This window comes from Massilia sp. BGA-UO-ETr-WB1 (genome assembly GCF_059567845.1).
On record NZ_JCAQOT010000017.1, the window covers coordinates 1 to 13,216 of the forward strand.

12 protein-coding genes are annotated in these 13,216 nt (G+C 58.1%); 7 read left to right on the plus strand and 5 right to left on the minus strand.

Going from position 1 to position 13,216, the window contains the following annotated elements; translation table 11 throughout:
• Nucleotides 1–373: 373 nt before the first annotated feature.
• Nucleotides 374–892 (plus strand): hypothetical protein, encoded by a 519-nt coding sequence (locus AC56DV_RS04120; RefSeq protein ID WP_496313036.1) that lies wholly within the window; start codon nt 374–376, stop codon nt 890–892.
• A gap of 70 nt (nt 893–962) precedes the next feature.
• On the opposite strand, the gene AC56DV_RS04125 is transcribed toward AC56DV_RS04120, so the two are convergent.
• The 4 genes from AC56DV_RS04125 to AC56DV_RS04140 all read right to left on the minus strand — a co-directional run bounded on the left by AC56DV_RS04125 (nt 963) and on the right by AC56DV_RS04140 (nt 6,143).
• The gene (locus tag AC56DV_RS04125; RefSeq protein WP_496313037.1) at nt 963–2,786 is read right to left on the minus strand and encodes an ATP-binding protein; all 1,824 of its coding nucleotides are present in this window, start codon (nt 2,784–2,786) and stop codon (nt 963–965) included.
• Nucleotides 2,787–2,894: 108 nt separating this feature from the next.
• Nucleotides 2,895–3,851 (minus strand): retron St85 family RNA-directed DNA polymerase, encoded by a 957-nt coding sequence (locus AC56DV_RS04130; protein WP_496313038.1) that lies wholly within the window; start codon nt 3,849–3,851, stop codon nt 2,895–2,897.
• Nucleotides 3,841–4,737: a retron St85 family effector protein gene (locus AC56DV_RS04135; protein ID WP_496313039.1), complete on the minus strand. Its 897-nt coding sequence runs from the start codon at nt 4,735–4,737 to the stop codon at nt 3,841–3,843. Before AC56DV_RS04135 ends, AC56DV_RS04130 begins: the two co-directional genes overlap by 11 nt.
• 551 nt (nt 4,738–5,288) lie before the next feature.
• Nucleotides 5,289–6,143 (minus strand): hypothetical protein, encoded by an 855-nt coding sequence (locus tag AC56DV_RS04140; RefSeq protein WP_496313040.1) that lies wholly within the window; start codon nt 6,141–6,143, stop codon nt 5,289–5,291.
• Nucleotides 6,144–6,465: 322 nt separating this feature from the next.
• On the opposite strand from AC56DV_RS04140, the gene AC56DV_RS04145 reads away from it, so the two are divergent.
• From AC56DV_RS04145 to AC56DV_RS04155, 3 genes are all read left to right on the plus strand, one after another.
• A complete protein-coding gene (locus tag AC56DV_RS04145) occupies nt 6,466–6,981 on the plus strand; it encodes a hypothetical protein (protein WP_496313041.1) in 516 nt (171 codons plus the stop codon).
• Nucleotides 6,982–6,996: 15 nt separating this feature from the next.
• Nucleotides 6,997–8,010: a DUF7146 domain-containing protein gene (locus AC56DV_RS04150; protein WP_496313042.1), complete on the plus strand. Its 1,014-nt coding sequence runs from the start codon at nt 6,997–6,999 to the stop codon at nt 8,008–8,010.
• Nucleotides 8,011–8,162: 152 nt separating this feature from the next.
• Nucleotides 8,163–9,230: a DUF932 domain-containing protein gene (locus tag AC56DV_RS04155; RefSeq protein WP_496313043.1), complete on the plus strand. Its 1,068-nt coding sequence runs from the start codon at nt 8,163–8,165 to the stop codon at nt 9,228–9,230.
• Between the two features lie 103 nt (nt 9,231–9,333).
• On the opposite strand, the gene AC56DV_RS04160 is transcribed toward AC56DV_RS04155, so the two are convergent.
• Nucleotides 9,334–10,032, minus strand: a complete 699-nt coding sequence (locus tag AC56DV_RS04160) for a S24 family peptidase (RefSeq protein WP_496313044.1) — start codon at nt 10,030–10,032, stop codon at nt 9,334–9,336.
• Between the two features lie 314 nt (nt 10,033–10,346).
• Between AC56DV_RS04160 and AC56DV_RS04165 the strand changes: the two genes are divergently transcribed.
• From AC56DV_RS04165 to mobH, 3 genes are all read left to right on the plus strand, one after another.
• Nucleotides 10,347–10,676 carry a flagellar transcriptional regulator FlhD gene (locus AC56DV_RS04165; RefSeq protein WP_496313045.1) on the plus strand — a complete coding sequence of 110 codons (330 nt, stop codon included), beginning with the start codon at nt 10,347–10,349 and terminating at the stop codon, nt 10,674–10,676.
• Nucleotides 10,677–10,686: 10 nt separating this feature from the next.
• A complete protein-coding gene (locus tag AC56DV_RS04170; protein WP_496313046.1) occupies nt 10,687–11,298 on the plus strand; it encodes a FlhC family transcriptional regulator in 612 nt (203 codons plus the stop codon).
• 73 nt (nt 11,299–11,371) lie between these two features.
• On the plus strand, nt 11,372–13,192 hold the full coding sequence (gene mobH, locus AC56DV_RS04175) for a MobH family relaxase (protein ID WP_496313047.1): 1,821 nt from the start codon (nt 11,372–11,374) through the stop codon (nt 13,190–13,192).
• Nucleotides 13,193–13,216 lie beyond the last annotated feature (24 nt).

Genomic DNA, 13,216 nt, shown 5'->3' on the forward strand with positions numbered 1-13,216 from the left:
GGCGTACTCGAGGTCGGAAAAGCTTCGTTGCATGGTCGGTTGAGCAGTAGTGGGCGGTGTCGTATTGTCTCAGATTCGGATTACCGCAGACGCAGCCGCTGAGGAATAATTCAGCGTCTCCCTAGGTCCTGACTACAGCTACTCAGGTGAGGGTGTTCTGAAAATACTGTTACCTTTTTGCCCGCTCCAAGAGACAGCCTTGAAAATAGCACCCGAACGAGCCCTCGATCCGTGTCTGTCGGATATATGGTCCTCGGCGCGAGAGTTAACGCGAGAAGGTCAAATTAGCGAAGTAGAAGCAAGGAAAGGAAAAAAGTCAAAGTAAGCCCGACTGGTCAATAAACCATGGTAAAAAAGATTATGGGAGAGGGAAATGAATGTAGTACTTCAGTATGATTCCAATGTATCAAATTTAACAGCTGAAGCAGGCGATGAGTATGTCGTGACTGTAAAGCACAGTGGTCGGCGAACCATGACGACGGGAGAGGTTAAAGCGGCATTGCTGCAAGCGATAGCCCTGTTATCGAATAAGTCGCCAGCGATTAAAGAAAAGAAGGCGATCGTTCGCGTGGATGATTGTGCGGTGAAAAAAGAAGTCATAAATGTACACTCCAGCGTATATGGCCTCCTGGCGCGTCTGCCCGCGCCTGCTGCTGCGGCATGGCACCGATCCCTGTCACAATTGTCCCCGAAGTCCCGTGTGCAAATCGTTACGGTGGCAGATGAGAATGCCGCAAGTGATCTGGTTCTTGCTGGACTTATCCAACCTCGTGTGGTTCGGGGGGCGATTGTACCGAAAAGTTACACCATCTCGAAATCTGTTGCCTTCTGTAGCCTCGTTGAAGTACGAAAAATTAACAGCGAGGGCACGAAAGGTAGAGCCGGTGAGTAAAAGGAACAGCTTAGAACGGTCTTCGTAACATGCTATGAACCATTCCTTTACTAAACGGAAAAATAAAGCATCAAAGCATAGCACTGATCTTGCGTAACCATCCGGACACTTCGCCCGTCGGATCTCTAGCGGCTAGCCTTTCTGCGGTCATTCTTGGAAACGCTTTTTCTGCCAAGCGTAGCTTCGCAGCATTATCCTTCATTACGCCATCAAATTTTTGCTTAATGGAGTAAGCTTCAGCAAACAGTTTTGGCACTGCTTTCCCGTCAATGTCGGGTTCATCCGCAACCAGGACATCGACATCAAAAGCTTCCTTGATTGCATCTGTATGCAGATAGCATTCTATCTCGTACTTACTTGTCAGTGCCGCCCATGACCCGTCAGTGCGGAGGTTCACGTCGGCTACAGATTGGGCGTACGCAGGAACATCTCTGTCGTAAATATGGACTTCGGGGCGATTAAGGCGCCGCAAATAATGCTGTGCAACCCAGTGTTTGAGGGTTGATCCGCCGAGCAAAACAAAAGCAACACGCTCGTCGCTAGCTAAGTTTAGTAAACTCTGATCGCTGGAATTTAGTGCTCGGCTGAGATATTTAAGTGCAGTTACGTCGGTTGGCCCCTCAACGCAAAGAAGAACTTTTACACGGCTATCAGGTACCACACCGAGTGTTTCAGCCACGAGTCCGAAAACATCTACACCTTCCTGTATTATCGGTTGAAGCGCGCCATCCCGAGTTACGAAGCGGATGCTGGCGGTCGGCAAATCAGATGCAAAACCGGGGCTGTGGGTGGTGAGTAAGACTTGAACGCCTTGTTCCGAGGACAGTGTTTTGAAGGACTCTATGAGAATGCGCTGATTGTTCGGATGCTGTGCAGTTTCGGGTTCCTCAATCGCATAGATAATACTTCGGCTAGCGCCGATCTTTAGGCGACGCTCAGCTTCCGCCTTAAAAAAACTGACCAAGACAAGGCGGCGTACGCCGCTACCACGTTTATTCAATGGAATACCGTCGTCGGTGTCCATGCCGACCGAAAACAATCCGATCCACTTGGCAGAGGTGGGCGGCGTAAATTGCGGAGTTAACTCTTTAGCTAGGTCAGGATCTATTGTTTTCAGCGCTTCGTGAGTACTTTTAGCAATTAATTCTGCTTTCTCACGTACCTTAGTCTGAATTCGATTAATATCGTCCTGTACCTCTGCAATAGCGGCCGCCACTGCGGCCTTCATCGGATTCTGAACTTCTCCGTCAGAGTCTCGGCTAGACCGATCACTCTGAAACAGCGCATACATTGGTAAGTAGTTTTCGAGTTGATCCCAAATCCGTTTACTATCTTCCTTCGGCTTACTGACGGGGAGCGCTATTTCTTTCAACTCTAAGTCATCGGCCGCAGCCCATAGGGCGCGCCTCATGCCCGGGTTTCCTTTAAGCGAAGAATCAATTTTTTGATCTTTTACAAGCTTTTGCAAATCCTTTTCTTTTAGATCGAGCAGGTCAGCAACTCCAGATCCGGTTGGATGATTCGCAAGGATGAATACTTCTGTCGAGGGTGTCTTTTTTCCACAATCAAATACCTTCCGAATTTTCAACGTGCCATGAGCTGTTAGAAGATATTCATCAGCTAGGCTAGTTTCAGCGCCGGCATCAAGAATAAGTTTTGCAGGTAAGTCGGAAAACTCACAGGTAATCGTAACCAAGGTATCACCGCTGTAAATGTTAGCGTCGTTAGACTCAATCTTTACAGTGTCGTTATTAAAAAATATTTCCAACGCCTCTAGAATGGAAGATTTGCCAATATCATTTTTTCCGACAAAGGTGGTGAGATCAGCCATTAATACGACGATCTCCTCGCGATAGCAGCGAAAATTTTTGATCGAAACCGATTCCAGTCTCATACTGACCTCACTGTTTAATACAACGAAATGGTGGAATAAAGCGATTCAGAGGGTGAAAAACTGTAAAGTGCAATGAAGTCGAGCACGATTTTCTATGCAACGAGGTTTCTATGCGGCGGCAGCGATTTTTCGCTTAAATAGCAGGGAGTCAATTAATATTTCCCCGTATTTATTTCTAAAATACTCTATTTCCAGCGGTTGAATTGAATTCAGAAAGGAAATGTACCCCTGGAGCTGTTCTACTTCCTCTGGACTCATTTTCCCTTTCTGGTACGCATGGAGCTCTGCTCTAAGTTGTCGCTTGCGGTCGCGCCCAACAGTAATTTCGCCGTTGTTGCTTAATGTCAATCCCGTAATTCTACGACCTCGTTTTAAAGAGGTGTGCACGGTTTTCTCAGGGTTGATTTCCAACTCGGGCGAGTCAAAGGATGAAATTATATCTCTGACAGCAATCTCATGATTGAGTAACAGACCTGCCGTAGACGTAGAAAAGCTCAAATCATCAGCATACCGCGTGTAAACGATACCGTTTTTTTCACACAAAGCCTGTATGGAGCGATCTATTTCATATAACAGGATATTGGACAAATGCGGGGAGCTAGGTGCGCCTATTGCCAAGCGTAGATTTGTCTCGTCGGGACAAGCTTTGAATAAAATTCGTGTTAGATCTCGGGAGTCTTGGGATGAATACTCTGGAATGCGTGACCCCATGTGTGACTGCAGTAGTCTATGGAAATCCTCTGGCCGCAAGGATGGAAAGAATTCTTTAAAATCCATTTTAAGGAGAAATCTATTCTTTAAATGGGGTCTAGCATTCTCGGCCAGCCCGATTTTTGGGCGATAAGCTGTAGCTGCTGCATGCACCGGGACGTTATCGAATTCGTTCGCGATCACTATTCGCTGCATCAACTTTACCGCTGCTGTCGGTTGCGAAACTTCTCGCCATTTCCCGTTGGCTTTGCGGATCTTATAAGATTTATAGGCGAATGGCGCAGAGTGAATTAAGGCCGCCAGTTCACTCGGCGAGAAGGGAAGCGCTTTTGAGAGGCGAATTCTAAGCGACATGTTGTTGAGATTCTCCGGTTTCAGGAGGGGATTTATGGATTCCAAACGCCATCTTTCGCCAAGGGTCGCTAATGGTTTTTTCGAAGAGATGCATCTTCCAAGTCGAGCGTCTCGACTTGGCTTGAAAACCATATTCGATTGTTGGCCTGTCTTCAGTAGAGACACTAAAGCAGCGTGAATTCATTATCTGACGTTCGGTTAAAAGATCTAGATGGCTCAGAATAAACAACAACTGGTCTAATCGCCGTTTTGTTATTCTTATATCTAGACAATTCAAAAAATGCGAAATATCATTCGGTCTAGCGACTTGGATTAGGTCAACGAAGTCTACTATTAAATAGATTAGATGTCGAAGCTTAGCCGGATTTAGGCCCTCTGACTCAGGTTGAAGCGCAATTTTTCCTGCAACGTGAGCCCCAATGAAGTCGACCTCATCTTGAGCAAGTTTCTCGTTCCGAGTAAACATTACTTCTGCGTTGTCATGCTGCTTTTCCCAATAGCGCGTAAGCCCAAGTTGTATAAACGACTCTTTCGGGTAATGCGAGCTAAGCACCACGGTAAGTTTTGAACCGATGTCAGGGGTTTTGATCAGGGCGCCGAGCTCTGCAATTGAACCAGCGGACTCAACGAAGACCAATATGTGATCGACGACAGCGCAAATATCCTCTTCGAAAGTCAAGAGGTCACTGTAGGTGTCAAAATGGTTCCAAGACTTGTAGTCTTCAGGAACAATAAAAGTTGCTGAGCGATTGCGGACGAAGGCAAGGAAGGTTCCTCGCTGGGAAAGCGCTCCCCCACCGGAGTTTTCGGTTAGACCACCAAAAATAGAAACGCGCCGTGAGCCGTTTCGTAATTTGGAACGCGGCACGTCGATGGACTGGGCCATGCGAGTAATAGTATTTAGCAATCTCAACTACCATTGAAAACAGCGCAGAGCGACGGTTGGGCCACAGCTCGTCTGGGGACCGAGCGGCGGTCTGCGCTGTAAGAGCACACAATATTCACAGTCTGGCGAAACGCCCGACATTAATGACCTGCGGTGGTTGGCAGAGCATCAACACACGTAATTGAGGCTTTGAGAGTAGTTTACTTTAGGCAATTCGTCAACAACCTGATGAGGTTGTCTGTGCAATGCCGCAGTCTCTAGACGTTTGGCAGCGTTGGTAAGTGGGGAGGGCTGCAATTTGTGGAATTTTTTGGAAAAATTGGGGAATTTTTACATGGCACCAGGGTAAGTGAATGCAGCTCCCCTCGCAGAAAAGACTAGGGTGTCACTCTGCGCTGCGAGAAAGTCTCCATGCTGTCTAGCAATCCTACCTATGGGCTACCTTTTCTTTTGGCGAAAAAAAGAGCTACAGGCCTAGGCGTGTAACTCTTTGATTTTATTGCATATTCTTGGTGGCCCGGGGCGGAATCGAACCACCGACACAAGGATTTTCAATCCTCGTTCCGGTAGTTTGAGAACAATTGCAGGGGAATAGGCTCTTCGCCAAGTTGACCAGCTAGTTTACCTGTCGTCGCGCTGGCAGATCTCCTCATCAGCCCCGGCTGCAGACCATTTTTTACGAACTGCGTGTCGATATCGTTCCCGTCGCCCTGGCCGCCAGACACGGTGTTCGCCTTTCGTTCCAACGACGCGCGGATTATGCGCACTGCCTTCGTTGTCCCGCGCACTGTTTTTTTGACCTTCGATTTCTCTACGATCAATTGGCTCGGCGTGATGGCCTCGTCGATGCACAGGGTTTCCAGCATGGGCATGAGCTGGTCCACCTTTTCAATCAGCTCCAGCAGTCTGCGGTCCAGCATGGAGAATACCTTCGCTTCAAACAGCAATGGTTCGACATCGTAGGTGGCAAGCGCGCTGATGCCGTGCGCCGTGCATTTCGCTTCCGCTTCGACCAGCGCCTGGTTCAGGCGAGTAAGCCGGGTATCGAGCATGGTCCGCAATTCCTGTTCGATGCGTTCCACCTCGGCGTCGGCGACCTTCATGCGGGCGAACACGGTAATGTAGTGGAAGTTGATCTGGGTGATCTCGAAACAGCGCAGGTACAGGCGTTTGCCTTCGGGGCTGGACAGGGTAACGCTCACCTTCCGGCTGGCCGACTCAATGCGGTCCGTCCTTGCCGCCGCTTGGCGCGCCAGCAGTTTGCGATTGGTGGCGCTGTGCTCGGCGCTGACGAGAACAGGGGTATCGGCATGCGAGTTCATTGGGTCACCTTCCGAAATAGGGACGTTGGCTGACGGTAGCCGGGTATCGCGATGGCTCATAGCGGAAACGTCGTCGAAAACCATACCGTTTTCGCCTTACCCTGATCGCCATCCAACAGCGGAAGTATTGGTGTAAATCCGGTGCACAAAATTTGACTCTCGCTGTCTCTCCGCCTAGATTGCCATGAGCGGCACCCCTTGCGTTCCGTCCTGCAAATGGGATAGACCAGGTGGCGCCGACTTCCGATTTCCCCGATGGTAGCTGGCAGCCCATCGAACGCGGCATCCGCCGCGGCAGCATAGCCAGCATGTCAATCAAGGGTAACCAACCCCTGTCACCCCCCCATGGGACAAGCTCCCGTGCGGGCGATTGTCCCGTTCATTCATTTTTGTTACGGAGGCAATCATGGAAGAAGTCTTCCTGAGCAATCATTCCGATTCCAACGTGGCCGCACCCGCGCTCGACGACCAACTGGACGAGGGCCCGGTCGACGAGTTCACAGAGGAGGAGGTCGTGTGCCTGCACTGGTGGCTGTTGCGCAAGGTGCGCCTGCTTGGTGTGGCCAGCACGCCTTTGGCGGAAAAGTTCGAGATCGTGCGCTGGGTGTTCACCGACCCCTCGCGTGACCGCCAGCCATTCTCGTTCGTGAACTGCCTGCGCGTGGTCGCGTGCAGCCCGTTGTCCCAGTTGCCCTATGCCGGGGCGTGCGATGCGGAGGAAGTGCGGGCCTGGATCGGTGCCCAGCTGCGGCGCTGGTTCGAAGCCTCGTTGGCAACTTATCCGGCCTGGGTGCGGCACGCCGTGATGTCCAACCCGGAGTGGATCGCCGATCATCTGGCGGCCAATCCGCAGTGGCTCAACGAGCAGATGCGTCGCCACGATGAACGGGGTGACCTGTTCTCGCAGGATCAAGCTGCATGAAGCAAGGGAGGCGCTATGACAACCGACCAAGAGCAATTTGAGCAGCGCTTTCAGGCGGCGCGCGCCAGTGCCTATGGGCGCTGGACATCGCTGCTGTGCGCACTGGGCGTGGATGAGAAGGTGCTGAACCGGCGCAACCAGCCATGCCCGCTCGCGGCATGCGGTGGCACCGACCGGTTCCAGTACACGGATAAATTCGGCGACGGCAATTACATTTGCCGCGCCTGCGGCGCCGGCGGCGGCTTCAAGCTGCTGATGGGCTATTTCGGATGGGGCGCTGGTACCGCGTTGCGCCATGTCGAGCGCAGCCTCGGGCTGTTACCGGCGTCGCCGCAGGTGCCGGGCCCGGTCAAGGATGCGCGCAGGCTGGTGCATCGGATACTGGCCGAAACAGAACCGATAGTTGCGGGCGACGAGGTGGACCGCTATCTGCGTTTTCGGGGGCTTGGCATGGATGGCTACCCGGAGACGCTGCGCATCCATCCGGCGCTGGGCTACTACGAACTGGATCAGGGTACCGGCAAGGCGCGTCTCGTGCGCCATTTTCCAGCGCTGGTGGCCGTGGTGCAGGACCAGGGCGGGCAGGTGGTATCGCTGCTGCGCACGTACTTGCAGGACGGCCGCAAGGCGCTGGGGACGCAGTCCAGGAAGCTCCTGTGCGGCGGCGTCAACGGCGCGGCCATCAGATTGGGCGAGCCGGAGGGCGAACTGGCGGTGTGTGAAGGCGTCGAGACTGGACTGGCGATTCTGAAACGCACCGGTCAGCCGGTGTGGGCCGGGATTTGCGCCAGCAACCTGGAACGCGTCTGGGTGCCCGACCAGGTGACCCGGCTGCGCATCTACGGCGACAACGACGCCGACGCCATGTTCGACGGCCAGGCCGCCGCATATGGGTTGGCGCGGCGCTACATGAAGTGCTGCCGGCACGGGGAGGGCCGCCAGGCCGAAGTCTTCATTCCCCGTATTGCCGGCGCGGACTGGGCCAACGTGACAGAGCGCTGCGCCGCGCAGGATGGCTTGGCGGCGTAGGGCGCGGAAAGAGTTGATGTAGGCAGGCCGCAAGGCCGACAAGGTGGCGCATGCGCGCCGATGCGGCAGCCATGCCGCGTGTTTCAACCCTGCGGGGGACCGACCCCGGCAGGGGAGGTCCGTCCGCTTTTTTTGATGACTGGAGAGGTATCATGAAAACAGGACGTTCCCTGATGGACCTGGCGGCCGAACTTGAACGCCAGGCGGCGGCCAAGCGCGATCTGATCGTGCCGGCCAAGAAGATGCGCGGTGAGACCACCGCTGCCGGGCAGTTTCGTCTGGTGATCGACGAGGCCGGCGGCGAAGCGCGCTATCCGCTGTGCGACTTTGTTTGCGGGCAGCTGGCGAAGAAGCTCGACATTCCGCTGACCTATTTCAAGCGCATGCGGGAATATTACCCGGAGCTGCTGGACCAGAACGTCAACGGCTGGCTGCGCATCAATAGCCCCGACAGCTATCTGGTGCGCACGCTGGACGGCTATGCCCGTGCCTTCCTGTCCACGCGCTACCGCCGGCTGGACAACTTCGATCTGGCGAAAAGCATCGTGCCGGTGCTGCAGCAGCTGCCCGGTGCGCGCTTCGAGTCGGTCGAACTGACCGCGCGGAAGCTGTACATCAAGGTGGTCAGCTCGAAAATCCAGTGCGAGGTGGCGCCGGGCGACGTGGTGCAGGCCGGGGTCATCGTCAGCAACTCGGAAATCGGTTGCGGCACGCTGCGGGTCGAACCGCTGCTGTACCGCCTGGTGTGCAGCAACGGCCTGATCGTGGCCGACCGTGCCATGCGCAAGAACCACGCCGGGCGCAACCTGGTGGCCGACGACGACGAGGTGCTGGTGTACCAGGACGACACTCTGGAGGCCGACGACAAGGCCATTTTCCTCAAGGTGCGCGACCTGGTGCAGACGGCGGTGTCGGACGTGACGTTCGAGCTGATCTCGGAGAAGATGCGCAAGACCATGGGCATCAAGCTGGTCGGCGACCCGGTCAAGGCGGTCGAGCTGCTGGCCAACCGCTATGCCTTGAACGAGGCCGAGTGCGCCGGCGTGCTGCGGCACCTGTTCGGCGAGCGCGAGCTGACCGGCTACAGCCTGGTCAACGCGGTCACCGGTTACTCGCAGGAGGTCGACGATTACGATCGGGCGACCGAATTCGAGGAGCTGGGCGGCAAATTGTTGGCGCTGTCCGCTGCTGAATGGCGGCCGATCGCCGAGGCGGCATAGCTTGTGATGCAGTAGGGAAGGGACCGGTCTGCCGGACGCGCTTGTCGGCGCGCCCGGTGCCGGCCCGGACCCGCGGTGGCGCTAACGGTGCGCGGAGCTAACGCTAGAGTGCGGTGGCGCGGACCACCAGCAGCACGCGTCCCAATACCGTCAGCTTGGCGGCAGCGCCGTCGGCGTCCCTGAGCAGGCTGTCGGCGTAGCGGACGTTCTCGCAGCGCAGCAGCAGTCCTTCGCCGATGCGCTGCTCGACGTGCCTGACCAGCGTCTGGCCAGCGTAGGCGAGCAGGTAGATGCCGTTGCAAGTGATGCGTGCCTGGGTATCATCGTAGAAAAAGGGCGCGCCCTCGGCGATCAGCGGGGCCATCTCCGGCCCCTGCATGATGCCGGCCTTGCCGGCACGGGATGCTGCAATGAGTGGCAGCAGCGCACCGACCCAGTCGCCCGATGGCGGGCTATCTGGATACAGTTCGGCCAGGAGTGGTTGCTGCAAGCGGTCGTACGGGCAGTCCAGCCGGTGCTGTAGCAGTCCGAGCAGCCAGTGTGCATCGATGTTGAGCTGCAGGGACAGCACCGCCAGCGAGGCCAAGTCCGGCAGTCCTGGTTGGTCGGCGTCAACCCAGCGCGCCACGGTCTGCACGGCGCGGCCGGTCAACCGGCTCAGGTAGCTTGCGTATTGCTGGGCGGGGATGTCGCGTGCAGCCAACTCAGCAATAAGCCGGTTGCGCAAGGCCGGCACCAGGCGCAGGTCGAGGTTCCTGGCTTGGTCGCGGGTGAGCGGCGCGCGGCGCTGGTCGGGATCCATGGGGTGCTTTGGTCCTATTTGCAGGATGGTTCGCGGGCACTTTGTAGCAGTTGCTCATTTCGCGGCCGCTGCGTTTCAACATGCTACATGGCGATAGCTTGTAACGAACGGGACCGCGCCGTCAAGCAGCTATCGGTTTTGCAGTGCACAGCGTGAGCAGTTGCTATTGACCGCTAAAACGGTGCGGTGTAGCCTGCTTTCGCAGGTGGCGGCCTATGCTGCATCGCATCGCGAGCGCGCAGCGTGTGCCGTTGTTTTTTCAAAACCAGTGATGTGACCACGCCCGCCCGCGCGGGCTTAACGGAGCAGCCATCATGGATAACGCCATACACCTGACGGACGTGCAGCAGTTGAACCTGAACTTCCTGTTGACCATCCAGGCGGGCCTCAAGCACGACCGGATTGCCGCCAGCTACAAGTTCCACCTCGACCCGGATTGCGCGGCGCTGCTGGGCGCAATGAACGCCAGCGACCTGGTCGCGCTGGCGGCGAACATGCCGCACGAGAGCTTGTTCCAGCCGATCGGCAATCTGACCTCTCTGCTGGCCGCGCCGCACGGCCTGGCCGTGACCCTGTGCACGGTGGGCGCGGACCGGCGCAATGTCACCGCGCCGCGCGCGGCGATGGGCATGGCGAACGCGTGAGGCCGCCAGCATGGCCGCCCCCGAAGCCGATCAACTCATTCGCGCGCTGCATCTGGCCCGCGAATGCATCGCGCTCGGTGCGCGCCTGGGCACGGCATCCCAAGTGACCGGCCTGCGCGCATCGATGCTGCGCACTTATTTTTTCCGCCACGGCGGCTCCATCAACGGGCGCCGGCCGGAATCGAGCGAGTGGGTCCATTGGGGCAATCTCTGCCTGCGCGCGGAAGCGTCCGAGTTCGCCAGCATCTTCTCGACCCTGCATGAGCAGTACCGCTGCCTGCCGGCCGACGCGCTGGTCATCGCCTACCGGATGTACGCCGAGCGCTGCCCGCGCAAGCCCACGGTCTCGTTCGACCGGGCTTTCGCGCTGGTGTGCGACCTGCTCGGCATCTGGCTGCGCTCCGAGGCGCGCCTGGCGATGCATCGCTGCCCGCAGTGCCGGGCGCGCTACGTGGCGGAGATCGGCGCGCCGCCGCCGCGCGAGTCCGGCTGCGTGTTCTGCCAGCTGCTGCAGCGCTATCCGCTCGATCCGCGGGTGCAGGCGCACTATGTGGCAAGGCGGGCGGGCTGGCCTGCCATGTTGGCCCTGCCGGACGGCGCCGGCCCGGAAAAAGCGGCGTAATCTCCTGTTTTTCGCATGGACGCGCGCCAAGGCCGGGCCGACACTGGGAGTCCGCCGATTACGGAGCCCTGTCATGTCCATCGCGAATCTGTGTGCACGGCTGTGGCGCGGCGCCGGACGCGCTGGAGCGTCGGGCGCGAAGCCGAAGCACAGTGGCGCCGATACCCCTACGCCTGGAGCGGGCCTGCGCGCTCGCAGCGTGGAAGACTTGCTGGCCGAGCACAAGGATGTGATCGCCCGTATCAAACTGTGCTACGGGTGCGACAACGCCACTTTTCATGCCGACTTGCTGCAGCCAGTACAAAACTATGCGGCTTACGTCAACGCGCTGCCGGCCACGCGGGCGAGCTACTACAGTGGCCCCGGCGGCCTGCTGCGCCTTGGCCTGGAGACGGCGTTCTACGCGTTGCAGGCGACCGACTCCCAGATCTTCGCGGGCCGCCAGACCATCTCCAGTCGGCGCGTGCTGGAGCCGCGCTGGAGGCGCGCCGTTTTTCTCGCCGGCCTGTGCGGCGAGCTGTACCGCTGCCTAGGCCAAGTGAAGGTGCGCGATGCGCAAGGCGACGCCTGGCAGCCCTACCTGGCGCCGTTGACCTCCTGGCTGCGGCAGCGCCGGTGCGCGAACTTCACGGTGCACTGGTTGGCCGGGCCGGAGCGCCGGGCGCTGGGCTTGTTCGCGCTGCCGATGATCGTCCCCGCCGCCATGCTGGAAGACCTGGCGCACGGCAGCGAGGTGATCGTCCCCAATCTGCTCGCTTCGGTGTCGGGCATGGCCACCTACCATGAACACAACCTGATGGACCGGTTGGTGCGCCATGCCGCGGCGCTGGTCATTGCGCGCGAGCGCCGCCTGTCGGGAGGTGATGCGCTCGAGGACGACGTGCCGGTGTATCTGGCGCGGCACCTGGTCGAGGCGATGCGCGAACTGGTGCAATCGGATCACAACTGGCTGCCGAACGCGCCGCGCTCGCGCCTCTGGTACGGCCAGGACGGTCTCTACCTGGTGTGGCCGAACGGCGCGGCGGACATCCTCCGGCTGTTGGCCGACGAGCGGCTTCCCGACGCGCCGGACAATGCCCCGGCGGCACTGGCTATCCTTGTTGCAGGCGGCATTGTTGCGGAGATGGGCCCGGGCGAATCCATCGTTCTGGTTCAGCCGCCGGGCGCGCAGGAGCCACTGGAGGCGGTGCGGATCATGCCGCCCAGCCTGCTGCTGGCCGACGTGGTGCCGGCGCCGGTTCCACTTGAACAAAGACTGTCGGCGCCGACGGACGCGGCGCGGACGCAACGGACACAACCGGAACGCGAGCAGACGGACAACCAGTCGGCAGAGACAGCGTGCGCTTCACCGGCAACCGGGACGGCGCCGGCGCCGGCGCCCATGCGCAAGCGGCCGCAAAAGCCGCATGCGCGCGAGGAGGACGGTCAAGCGCAACTGCCGCTGCCGGACGTCCCGTTTTCCGACGTCCCTGTGCAAGGGGCAAGCCGCGATACACCGTCTCGGCGTGAGGATAGGCCACGGCAAGGTGCGCGCGTGACGCATGCAGGGGATCAGGCGATGCGGCACGCCGGCCATCCCGGTCTGCTTGCCCCGCTGCGCCTGAATCGCACGGTTGCTGGCGCTCTGTCCGAAATTGTGGGCACGTTGCATGGGGAATGTCCGCAATGTCATGTGATCGCCGGGGCGCTGTTCGTTCCGCTGGCCGCGCTCGCCGCGCATGGTGTCGATGCGCGCCAGGCGTGGCGCTCCCTAGGCGACGCGGGCATGCTGGTGCAAGACGACAGCGGCGAGGGCGTGCAGACAGAACAGATCGCGGGAAGCCGCGTCCCGGGCGTACGCATTGCTGCCCGGTTCGTGACCGGCCTGCCGATGGTGCCGGACAACGCCGGCTGAGGCAGGGGCAGGGGGGCGGCGATG